Source organism: Komarekiella delphini-convector SJRDD-AB1, assembly GCF_014831675.1.
Taxonomy (GTDB): Bacteria; Cyanobacteriota; Cyanobacteriia; order Cyanobacteriales; family Nostocaceae; genus Komarekiella.
Window position 1 is genome coordinate 1 of sequence record NZ_VJXY01000101.1, and the last position, 9,932, is coordinate 9,932.

At 41.3% G+C, this 9,932-nt stretch carries 12 protein-coding genes; 5 read left to right on the forward strand and 7 right to left on the reverse strand.

The window, feature by feature from the left end:
* The first annotated feature begins 240 nt into the window (after nucleotides 1-240).
* Nucleotides 241-507, forward strand: a complete 267-nt coding sequence (locus tag FNW02_RS36200) for a hypothetical protein (RefSeq protein WP_191762314.1) — start codon at nucleotides 241-243, stop codon at nucleotides 505-507.
* Between the two features lie 45 nt (nucleotides 508-552).
* Here FNW02_RS36200 and FNW02_RS36205 read toward each other — a convergent pair whose 3' ends face one another.
* The 5 genes from FNW02_RS36205 to FNW02_RS36225 all read right to left on the reverse strand — a co-directional run bounded on the left by FNW02_RS36205 (nucleotide 553) and on the right by FNW02_RS36225 (nucleotide 5,957).
* Nucleotides 553-1,221, reverse strand: coding sequence for a hypothetical protein (locus FNW02_RS36205; protein ID WP_191762325.1), 669 nt, complete (start codon nucleotides 1,219-1,221; stop codon nucleotides 553-555).
* A gap of 293 nt (nucleotides 1,222-1,514) precedes the next feature.
* Nucleotides 1,515-2,651: a hypothetical protein gene (locus FNW02_RS36210; RefSeq protein ID WP_431356850.1), complete on the reverse strand. Its 1,137-nt coding sequence runs from the start codon at nucleotides 2,649-2,651 to the stop codon at nucleotides 1,515-1,517.
* A gap of 326 nt (nucleotides 2,652-2,977) precedes the next feature.
* Nucleotides 2,978-3,928: an RpoD/SigA family RNA polymerase sigma factor gene (locus FNW02_RS36215; RefSeq protein ID WP_191762316.1), complete on the reverse strand. Its 951-nt coding sequence runs from the start codon at nucleotides 3,926-3,928 to the stop codon at nucleotides 2,978-2,980.
* A 92-nt stretch (nucleotides 3,929-4,020) separates the two neighbouring features.
* Nucleotides 4,021-5,163 (reverse strand): ParB/RepB/Spo0J family partition protein, encoded by a 1,143-nt coding sequence (locus tag FNW02_RS36220; protein ID WP_191762317.1) that lies wholly within the window; start codon nucleotides 5,161-5,163, stop codon nucleotides 4,021-4,023.
* Nucleotides 5,163-5,957 (reverse strand): ParA family protein, encoded by a 795-nt coding sequence (locus FNW02_RS36225; RefSeq protein ID WP_191762318.1) that lies wholly within the window; start codon nucleotides 5,955-5,957, stop codon nucleotides 5,163-5,165. The genes FNW02_RS36220 and FNW02_RS36225 overlap by 1 nt, the downstream gene beginning before the upstream one ends.
* A gap of 156 nt (nucleotides 5,958-6,113) precedes the next feature.
* Here FNW02_RS36225 and FNW02_RS36230 point away from each other — a divergent pair, with 156 nt between their 5' ends.
* The gene (locus tag FNW02_RS36230) at nucleotides 6,114-6,677 is read left to right on the forward strand and encodes a hypothetical protein (protein WP_191762319.1); all 564 of its coding nucleotides are present in this window, start codon (nucleotides 6,114-6,116) and stop codon (nucleotides 6,675-6,677) included.
* A 29-nt stretch (nucleotides 6,678-6,706) separates the two neighbouring features.
* Here the strand turns inward: FNW02_RS36230 and FNW02_RS39325 are convergent, their stop codons facing one another.
* A complete protein-coding gene (locus FNW02_RS39325) occupies nucleotides 6,707-7,438 on the reverse strand; it encodes a hypothetical protein (RefSeq protein ID WP_225226224.1) in 732 nt (243 codons plus the stop codon).
* Between the two features lie 378 nt (nucleotides 7,439-7,816).
* Here FNW02_RS39325 and FNW02_RS36240 point away from each other — a divergent pair, with 378 nt between their 5' ends.
* The 3 genes from FNW02_RS36240 (at nucleotide 7,817) to FNW02_RS36250 (ending at nucleotide 8,796) form a co-directional block, all read left to right on the forward strand.
* Entirely contained in the window at nucleotides 7,817-7,981 is a 165-nt protein-coding gene (locus tag FNW02_RS36240) for a hypothetical protein (RefSeq protein WP_191762320.1), read from the forward strand.
* A 195-nt stretch (nucleotides 7,982-8,176) separates the two neighbouring features.
* A complete protein-coding gene (locus tag FNW02_RS36245; RefSeq protein ID WP_191762321.1) occupies nucleotides 8,177-8,518 on the forward strand; it encodes a hypothetical protein in 342 nt (113 codons plus the stop codon).
* 83 nt (nucleotides 8,519-8,601) lie between these two features.
* Nucleotides 8,602-8,796 (forward strand): DUF2795 domain-containing protein, encoded by a 195-nt coding sequence (locus FNW02_RS36250; RefSeq protein ID WP_191762322.1) that lies wholly within the window; start codon nucleotides 8,602-8,604, stop codon nucleotides 8,794-8,796.
* A 134-nt stretch (nucleotides 8,797-8,930) separates the two neighbouring features.
* Here the strand turns inward: FNW02_RS36250 and FNW02_RS36255 are convergent, their stop codons facing one another.
* Entirely contained in the window at nucleotides 8,931-9,623 is a 693-nt protein-coding gene (locus FNW02_RS36255; RefSeq protein WP_191762323.1) for a tetratricopeptide repeat protein, read from the reverse strand.
* Nucleotides 9,624-9,932 lie beyond the last annotated feature (309 nt).

Consider the following 9,932-nt stretch of genomic DNA (forward strand, 5'->3'; position numbering starts at 1 on the left):
TAACATTTCTTACTTTAAGGTTTCTAAGCATTTTTCCCCTCTGCTGCATGGCGGCGGTTGCCCAATTTTGCAACTCACCTCATAAATTTCTTAGTCAGGTACTCGTATTTTCTACAAAATTACTGTATCTTGTTTATTCTGTGCAATTTCCCAGCACTCAACTGCATTGCTACTTCTGACAGTTTTCTCAGCATCAGGCCGACAGTTTCTCTTTTTTGCAAATCCCTTTTGACACCTTTTATGGACAGAAAAATTATCAAAAAATCTGAAAAGCTCACCCTCAAACAGATGAAGGCAATCGAAGAAGCCGAAGACCAACTTCTTCAAGCTGATAGTGTTAATTTTTCAAAACCTATAAATGAGGAATTACCAGTAATCATTCCAGAACTGCGAGAACCTGACTATATTCCATTCTTTGACAACCCTCCAGTTCAATCCGTTGGTAACTCTGGCTGGCAGGTTTCTGATATTTGGCGGGATATACGTGTAGATGATTTCTGCGGGTGAAGTCCAATCGCCTCACAAACCTAGCCCAAGATTGGTTTTACTCTGCTAGTGATTACGCTTTTTGTGAACAGTGGGGTCAACTAACCGATATGATTGCTCAGGCTCACTCGTTGGAGGAAACGGATTGCCAGCAGTTGACGTTACTTCTAATCCTGTGCCTTCCCCATTAGAATTGATTAGTTCGTACTGTCCACTTATAGGAGTGCGTTCGCCTGGACTATACAAAGAGGATGGACGCTCTTGAGTTAGTTCATCTGACTGCTTTAACTGTGTAGTGCCAGCACTGTAGTTTAGAGTAAACTGGCTTCTAATTTCAAAGCCTGGAAGATAACCACCCTGGTACGGTATCTCTGATAACTGGCTGAGATTCCCTTTAATTTGTGCAATTGGGTTGAGCAATTTTTCGTTGTCCTTACTCCAGATAATAATTTGTGCATCTAGCAATTCTTGAAACTCAAGAGCGTGGAGCGTCGCTTCATCTGGGGGTGTTTGACTGTCTACAACAATCGATAAATTGAGAGTTAACAAAAGTGCCGTTTGTACTTCTAAAAAATTATCATTAGAAGTAACTTGCGTAGAATATTCGTCTACATGAAAACCAAACAAGGCTTTAAAATGCAAAAAGTTTTCTGTTTGAAGTTGCTGCCTTAAATATGGTAGTAACCCGGTATCTGGGTCTGATAGGATTTGGCGAACGATTGGCATTTGTGTCATCAGCACTCTACAAGTTTTGAATTAAAATCAATATTTCCTAACAATCTGACTTAATTAAGCACTTTTGAGCATCCATCAAACTGACGAAAGTTAGCTCAATCGCTCTACCGATTTACTTCAAACATCTTTCATGCTGTTTTCACACCTGGGATGATTTCATCCAGCATCATAATTTGGCAAGTTCAACCCAGTTAATTTCTTGACTTGAGGGAGCGCAATCAGAAGTAGACAGTAGTTAAAATATTTTGTTATCCTTCAAGGGTAGCTAAGTAGCTAATAATTATTCGCTACTGTTAAATTAACTTGGAGTCCCAGGTATAAAACCCTATTTTATCAGGAACTCTATTAAATCGTCCGGTACGATGACCTCGTGATAATTCATTCAACACTTTGTTCTTAACCTCCCTGGCATCAGATGCATTCAGTTCCCCATAAATTCCAGTGATTACTTCTGAAACATTGAAGACTTTGCCCGAATTCTCCTCTAAAAAAGTAGATAAGGCATCAATCAAGAATAGTCCTTCATATACTTTGAGCATTGGTATCTCTTTGGGCTGCGGCGGCTTTATTGGTTTGTTATTTTTGCGCTTTGCTTGAAGGGATAAATTTTTAGTTTGCTCTTTGGAGAGTAAAGTTAAAGACAGAGTAAAATAACCCGGCTCTCCAGGGACACTGAACCATTTATTGCTTTCCTTGCCCTGAGTCAGCGAAGATTGAACTCTACCTTTAACTACTTTAAAGATATCTAGCTCTAACTCTCCATAGAGTGATCGCACGATAAAATCTATGTGAACACTTGTGCCAATCTCTTCTGCCAATATCTGTTCAATCGCTTCCGGGCGGCTTAGAGATTGGTATTGGGGTAGCATGGGAATTTCTACCCCGTGGAGTGAAGGCTGTTGAGTTGATGTCTCTGTTCCTATAATTGGGGATATGGGTTGTGGTAATCCACTGATATCTTTAGCTACCTCAACTTCTTCATCTGAGCGAGTTTCTATAAGGGGGAATGTAGGTGGCTCTGATAGTTCAAGGGTCAGTACTGCATCAGGTTCTTCGTCTGAGCGAGTTTCAATGAGCGGGAACATAGGTGATTCTGATAGTTCAGTCAGATCATCATCTGCATCAAGGGCTTCAGGCTCGGAATCATCTAATTTCAGAGGTTCTAGAGGAATATCGTCAAAATCGTCATTCTTAGATTCATCAGTGAGGAATATTAACGACTCTTCTTGTTTTTGAGGAGTGGATTTTTCCTGTTCCAAAGAGGAAGTTTTTGGCCAATTAGATAGCAAAGCTTCTACATGATTGAGACTATCTTGGGACTGGGTATATAACCTTTTATACTCTTCTACAAGAGGAGCATAATAATCCCGCAATTGCAAAAGTGCTTCTAAGGCACTTTCGGGAGGCTCTAAAGGCAAGGGAGTATTCATAATCATAAGTTAATCTTATCAATTTTAGTAATGTAATACTACCTGTTGTTGATATTTACTGAAGCAAACAGAGGTAGGGAAGTTCTTAAGTTTGAGGGAGAAAACCCCATATCTAGAAGATAAGGGCAACTTGTGGAGACGCGCAAGCACACTTCCCCCGCTCAAGAACACAGCTTCCATGCATATTTTCAAGGTTTAACGCCTCAAGATGCTCAAAATGATGTAGTAGTGCAACTAATTGAACTGTATTAGGCGTTAAACCGATAGTTGCTTCTTAACATCAAGACGAGTTGGAACAAATCACAACTTTCGTAGGGCATTAATCATCATGACGCAAAATAATCCTGAATATTGTCTTGATGACGGCGCAGAATAGTCATTGCTTTGACCTCAATTTGACGAATTCGCTCTCGACTAAGGTTTAGCTGCTCTCCAACCTGCCTCAAATTTAGTTGTTGCCCATTTTCAAGTCCAAAGCGCAAGATTATTACTTCTCTTTGTATGGGTGTTAGCGATGAAAGCATATTAATCATGTCTTGGCGTAAACATTCAAGGGTGATATCTTCATCCAGGGAGACGCTTTCATCATGCAAGAGTTCGCCCAGTTCTGTATCCTGGTTCTCTCCTACTCGCAATTCTAGAGAAAGTGTTTGACGAGATGCAGTTAGAGCTTCCCGAATTTGGTTCGGTTGCAAGTTCAAATTTTCGGCAATTTCTACAACATTAGGAAGACGACCTAGTGTCTGAAATAGCTCTCGCTGTGTTTTCTTGATTCTGTTAAGCCTTTCGGTGACATGAACAGGTACTCGAATAGTGCGGGATTGTTCCGCAATCGCTCGTGTTATGGCTTGCTGAATCCACCAATAAGCGTAGGTTGATAGTTTATAACCACGATTGGGGTCAAATTTCTCAATCCCGCGTTGTAGTCCTAGTGAGCCTTCTTGAATTAAATCGAGCAATTCCATGTTGCGATTTTGGTACTTTTTGGCGATCGCAACCACTAATCGTAAGTTGGCTGTTACCATTTTTTGCTTTGCGCGTTGTCCAAGGTTCAGGATTTGGGTTACTTCAGCTTCGGTTTTCTCAAGTGAAGCGGCTAATTCCGAGTTGGTCGGTTCTCGGTTTAGTTGTTGTGTGAGGTTCACGCGTTCTTGTTCAAGCTTGAGCATCAGCTGCACCTGCCTTGCTAATGCAATTTCTTGGGGTGGGGTCAGCAGAGGGTAACGACCGATATCTTGGAGGTAGGAGCGAACTAGGTCTGAAGTGGGGGTGAGCATGTAACTAAGTGATTAAGCGAAAATGGGAGTTGATAAGGTAAAACTATATAAAATCATCAATTTTAATACTTAGAAAATATCACCTGGGGGGATTATGCTTCAGGGTTATCGCTTTGTTTTAAAGCTGACTCAATCTCTATTAATTTTTGTTGCAAGGCTTCGCGCATTTGGATTAATTGTGGACGCTCTACATGCAATACATGAATTTCCTGTACCCGGCGTATTATTGTGTCTACTTGTTTCTTCTCCGAATTGGAATCAGGTTGCTTAGTATGGCGAGCAATCTCTGCTGCTATAATCTGACGTGATTGTGCAACTGACAGCTTCTCTTGTAAAACCTGTTTGAGTATCCGAGTTCGCACCTTTCGGGCTGCTGCTTCAGTTATATCTAATGTTTTTGCAGATAACCGTGCCAAGGCTAGGGCATGTATGCCGCCTAAACCTTGTTCTCGAATAGCCTGCTTCAAATCATTCGGTAATGTTAACATCGGAAAAATATTAGCATTAACAGATGCAGGATTTAAAAGCAAAGAAAGTAGAACACGAAAAACTATTTGTTCAGCATCTCCTAGCCCTAGTGTTAAAAGTTGCTGTTGTTGTTGTTCTCTAGTTGCTAAAACAAGTTCGCTCACCTGTGTCATACTTCCTTGTCGTTCTAAGCGACGAACTCCAGTTCTTAATATACGGGGAATTTCTTCGCCTTTGAAGTCACTTTGAGCAGCAATTTCTTTGATTAGTGCCTCTGCTATGTCCAGAGAATTTAAGTTTTCTCGATGTAAATTTGCTAATAATACGCGACGATGCAGTGCTTCTGTTTGAGGAATGACTACAGCCTTGAGAGTTACCCAGTTTAATTGTTTAGCACCCCGCCAACGTCGTTCTCCGTCGAACAGAAGGTAACGTTCATTTATTTGCTTAATTAAAATGACGGGTTCTTGCTGCCCTTCTGACTGCAATGAAAGAGCGATCGCGGTGATACTCTCTTCACTAAAAGTCTGTCTTGGTTGCTCTGGGTTAGGGTCAATTACCTCTATCGCCACATCTTGTACACCGGATGATGCAAGATGACCTCGCAGTTCTTGAATCTTAGTCTCTAGTTCTTGATTGCCAGTCGAGCGTAATTGAGTAATTTCTTCTTGAAGTTTGTCAATCGTTTCTTTGAGTTCATGAACTTCCTGGGAATACTCAGCTCCCGAAAACAGATTGGACAAATCTACTCCAACTTTCTTAGCCATTAAGTTTCCCTCTTTAACAACTCAGTCAATTTACTCACTATGGGAGAAAAATCAGCACAAGCCGGGTGATTTGGACGGTAGAGATGTAATGGCACTCCCAGACCGCTAGCATTCTTGAACTCCGATGAAAAACGAACGGGAGCAAAGCAATGAATTTTAAGCTTTTCTAGCTGTGGTACTAATTGAGCTAAGATATTTCGATGGATAGCAAGACGTTGGTCGTATTGATTAGGAATAAACCCTATTATCTGAGGTTCTGGCTTAAGTCTAAGACGACGACATGTGTGATATAACCATTCCAGCAATTTGCTAGAGCCATCAGTTGATTTTGGTTCTACTTGAAGCGGAATAATTAAATGTGTACATGCCGAAAGAGCAATTAAGGGTAATGGCCCTAAAGTAGCAGGACAATCAAAAATAATTAGGTCGTGAGATAGGGGGTAATCAACTAGACGATCTCCTAACAAATAAGCTCCTCGTTCATGTAAGACCAATTCGTTTATTGTTTTAACTAAACCCATTTCCCCCTGACAAGCTTCTACATTTTTTAAATACTCTTGCCAAAGTGGCACAAGAGGCCAATTTCCTTGAAAATTATCTTGAAATACTGCTGCAATTGTTTGATCACTTTTGGGACGTGGCAGCCCACAGAACAAGCTGACCGAGCCTTGAGGGTCTAGATCCATTAAAGCAACGCGAAACCCTTCTTTTGCTAAAAGATAAGCGAGGTGAGTTGCAAGAGTTGTTTTGCCACTGCCACCTGCGTTCGAGAGCAGTGCTAGTCGAACTTGCATGGGCTTATACAAAAATTGATATTGGTGAGTTTAGCATGTGGAATAATGTTATACCACATGAGGAGTTATTCTTAAAATTTGTCATCACCCATTGAGCAACAGTTAGAATACACTCATTCCCCCAGTCCGGCTTAGTTCACTGAAACACAGGTGTCAATGAAATCTACCCAACGCCCATCTAAACCATCCAAGCAACAGCAGCCCAAGTTCAACGACCCAAAGCCCGACTTTGTTGCTTATAAACCAGCAGAGCGATCGCCAGTCACCTCTGAGCCTGACTCCATTCCCAGTGACGAACCACCGCAAACTGAACCCCAGGCGCTCGCTGACGAGAAGCCACTACCTTCAGAAAAAGGAAAAGCCTACCCGCGCGATGGGCTACGCCCCACCGTAGGCGATCGCAAATCCAATTCACCGCAACAATCTAAGCACCAGCGTCAGTTTAATCATAGCGATGAAGAGGAGTTACCACCGGAGCGCTGTCAGCACATGCAGTTTCTGGACTGTGACAAACTAGTAGGGCGCGTAGTGTTCGAGTGCTACCACTGCGGACAAGGAATAATTAGCGAGTTTAGTGGGGAACCAGTGATTGGAGAGCATAAGGGACGCCCGTCATTGGTGCTAGCTAAAGTACAATGTCCTAGCTGTGGTGAAACGGCCATTAGATTGAATGCGGAGAAGGTGCTTTCGACAACTGCTATTTCTTCACCCTGGAAGTAGAGATTTGGTCGCTCATAGTTAAAAAACTATTACTCCTCATCCTCATCTTCATCCTCTTCATATTCGTAATCCTGATCACCATGTTCTTCGTACCACTTGCGTTCTTCTTCTAGTGCTGCTTCTCTCTGTATCATTTTTCTTTCCGCCATTTCTGCTTCTAGAATTTCTTGTTCTCGCTTTTCCCTCTCTAACCTTTCTTTTTGCGCCCTTTCCCTTTCTCGCGTTTCTTTCTCTACCCTCTCCCTCTCTATTTGAATTAGCCGCTGCTCGACTCGCCAACAGTAGAAATCCAAAGCCTTGCCTGTGACCCCTCCGGTAACTGCACCTCCAGCTAGAAACACGAGGGCAGTTTTCCAGCCTTGAATGGGCCCACCACTCCACTCTAGGTTAGGCTCATTGAAGTACACCAGTAGAGCGAAAATTAGGATTCCAACTACTGTATTAATCAGCGCAAAAATCTTCGGTGTTAAGTCAGTCTGCCGCAGTATCAGCCATTGTCCCAGGCTAAGAAACCCACCAAAGAAGATGGCAGCGATGGCACAAAGAATAACATTGCCGGGGAAAGTAAACGGATCTACTTTTGAAGTAATTATTAGTGGCACACAAACTAACCCAGAGAGCAGAAAGCCGAGAAATAAGCTAGCAGCGCTGGTAAGAGTCCAGTAACGTCCCAGATAACCCAGCTGGAATTGCAGTACCCACTCTTGTATTGCAAACATTACTAGCCAAAACGCAGCACTCGCCGTCCAATAATCAAGCATTAGCTGTTGTCTTACCTCTACTTATCGCTTGGATCACGAATCATTTTTAGGATAGGCTGAAATAGCCCAGGTATCTCACCAAATCTGAGAATGTTTGTGGAATAGCACCAATACATGAGCAAATCGTCAAAAGTCTCAGGTTGCCAAACATTAAATGTACTTAGGTAAATTTGACTCCTTTTGGCTACTCAAATGCTGCTGCCAGCTTGATTTGAAATTCGGAAAAATCTACTTCAAGACAGATTTGAGAAGATGAAACAGAGATTACGATTTTACTAAACTGTTAACAAGCTGTTACTAAGCCGTTATTAAGTATAAAGTAAGTAGCAAAAACTATTATGTAGAGAATTTCGCCTGACTTCTAGAAAGTTTTGATTTGTGCAACTTTTAGATTGGGCTTTTTCCAATTTTCGCTTGTATCGTCGGCTACGAGGCGGGAGATGGTGGCAAGTAGAAATTCCCCTGTTTGATGGCAACCAAATTGCTTGGGTGCATCGGATGCCAGAATGCGAATGCTACATTCTACAAATAGAAGAATACTAGTGGAAATTATTTTCTCCTTCATGCTCTAGTCTTGTTAAAAATGATTGCTACTTTTTTTTAGTTGCAGTCAAAATTTTAACACCTTCAAAAAATTTAACTTGATAAATTAAGCCATTTGTAGGAGGTAATCAGCAAACCGATAAATGTACTTTGCTTATAGTCAGACCAATACAAGATGGTTTAAATTAGCATTCTATGACAGAGGCATCAATCATTTTGAAACCGACATTTACCAGCAACCTAAAAATAAAAGCCTTGCTGCTTTTAACGGCTATTTTACTAGTTTGGCAGGCTCATGCTAATGGTGAGCAACAGTTCTCTCCTCTAACTCCAACACAAACTCAAAATTTATCTCGTGACTTGGTTCCGTTTGGCTCTCAAGACTTTTTTAGAGAAGGAAAAGATTTGATTGATAGAGAAATTCAACTTCTCAGGCAAAGGCAAGCTCCCTCCACTGAACCTCTCAAAATTAATTTAGTACCACAGGTTAAGAAAGACTGCTCCCCTAGCAACAAGTCTGATGTCTCATGCAAATAAGAATCATCTTTCATACTGAGTTTGGGAGTCAAAAATTTAGCTGTGCTTAAATATACTAAAGTTAAATTTTGAGGAGAATCATCATGGCTACAGTTAACTTAGTACAGTTACAGAAAAATTTGGATGAAGTTACTTATCCGCTCAGCAAACAAGACTTGCTTCAGTACGCAGAACAAAGAGGTGTTGACGAGGTTATTCTGCGAGCATTGAAGCAGTTGCCTTCAAAACAGTATGAAACTTTAGCTGACATTAGCAAAGCTTTAAGTGGAAGTGAGTAACTAACACATTTCACACAGAAGGTACTGAATAGTGAAGCAAAACTAAAGCCTTCGCTGATTTTTAACTAACTAATTTAGTATCTGCTTGCTCTAGAAAAACAGTAACATATACCCTTTTTCCTGTCTGTAGGGCGTTAACTGAGTTTCTCCATCTGCTCTGACAGAGAACGGATATGTTTATGATTTGGTGGGAAGGCGCGTTTAAATACCTCCATTGTAAATTGATAACACTCAAATGCTTCCGAGTTTCGAGATAATCGTTGAAAACAATTACCCAATTTTCGCAATGTTCGAGCTTTACCGAATTCATTACCTTTCATAGGCTTGATTTCCAGTGAGCCATCAAAGCATGAGATCGCCTGCTGATAATAAGGAAGTGCCTGTGTGTACTGTGACAGGCTGAAGTGTAAATCAGCTAAGGATGTGAATGCACCAGCCTTAAGTACATAATTACAATAGTCATTTGGAACAAGCTTTAGCGCACTGTCGTAAGTGGCAACAGCCTGTTGGTAGGTAACGAATGCTTCGCTATATTGTTTCTGGCTCGACTGTTGGTGTGCTAATCTTTCTACGATCATCCCTAGATAACTGATGTTAAGGATATCATCGGGAGTTTGATCAAACGCAGTTTCATAAGTGGCTATCGCTTGCTTTAAAGTATCGATTGCATCTTGATTTTGGTCAAGACAAAACTGTAGCTGGGATAACTTTTCTAAAGCCATGCCTTTGCGCTTGTTTATTTTAAAGTCATTAGGAGCAAACTTAAGAGCAGTTTCATATATTGCAATCGCTTGAATATAAGTTTCTAACGTCTCTTGCTCCTGCATACAACTAATCCTTTACTAGATATTAAAGTTTATTTATCGCATAGGTCTTTGATAAAAGCATCAATCGCTTTAGCTGCTGAGGACTGCTTACCTAGCTTGAGTTTAGTAAGGATGCGATCGCGGATCGCTTGAAAGTCTAGCTGTGATTCCTGAGAGGAAGATAAAGTTTTTTCTCTCAGGCGGCTAGTAGTCTACCAAGCAAACTTTGCTAGGTTAAGCTCGGATATAAATGCTGCATTTTCCGGCGAGCGTCTTTGGTTTGGAAACCCCAATACACACTGGCTTTTTGCTTATTACGTTGTTTCTCCC